Origin of the sequence: Acinetobacter sp. TWP2-2-3 (assembly GCF_049896445.1) — a bacterium.
In the GTDB taxonomy this organism is placed as follows: Bacteria; Pseudomonadota; Gammaproteobacteria; order Pseudomonadales; family Moraxellaceae; genus Acinetobacter.
This window is the reverse complement of record NZ_JAFCUI010000031.1, coordinates 1-813: the sequence shown is the minus strand read 5'-3', so window position 1 is coordinate 813 and position 813 is coordinate 1. Positions and strand designations below refer to the sequence as shown.

Annotated in this window: 1 protein-coding gene; it reads right to left on the bottom strand. The window is 35.4% G+C overall.

Going from position 1 to position 813, the window contains the following annotated elements:
• A partial coding sequence (locus tag ACP7AK_RS15315; RefSeq protein WP_425880204.1) for an IS5-like element ISAba31 family transposase occupies positions 1 to 733 on the bottom strand: 733 nt, incomplete at its 3' end.
• Positions 734 to 813: the final 80 nt, after the last annotated feature.

Here is an 813-nt window from a genome sequence, read left to right as displayed (position 1 = left end):
ATAAAAATATACAGGCTAAAGCAACAGAACTTTGATAATTTCTTTTGAGCTTGTCATATCGAGTAGCTATTCCTCTAAATTGCTTTAATCTACAAAACATATTTTCAACTAAATGCCTGATTTTATATAAACACCAGTCCATATGGTCATTGTTCGATTGGCTATTTGTTTTCTTTGGTATATTCGCTTTAGTCCCTGTTTTCCTGATCTGTTCACGCAGTGGTTCTGAATCATAGCCTTTATCTGCACATACCACTTTTGTCTCTTTTAAATCTAATGTTGATATTAAATCAGGTGCAACTTTAACATCATGTGTGGTTCCATCGGTAATCATGAAATCAATAGGATTGCCATGTGCATCAACAATCAAATGTATTTTTGAGGAGTTTCCTCCTACACTTTTAGAAATAGATTGATTCGCTATACCGGCAGAATGTTGATGAGCACGTACATGAGAGCCATCAATAAAAATCCACTCCATATCGGGGCATGAGGCTAGTAATTTGAATAATCTAAGTAACTTACCGCTGCTTGACCAACGATTAAAACGTTTGAAAATAGAGTTTGAATGACCAAAACAAGAAGGAATATCTCGCCACGGACAGCCTGTTCTAATTCTATAGAGAATAGCTTCAATAAAATTGCGTAAATTTGAGTTGTGGTGAATGGATAAATTACGCAGAATAACTTTCAACTTTTGCCAGTGTTGATCTGTCAGCATGGTACGAGGCATAGCGAATAGTAAAATTGGGTTTGGCGATTTGATTTTACTACTTCGCTATTTTTTTAAGCTAAAAGTGTCAACACACCCTA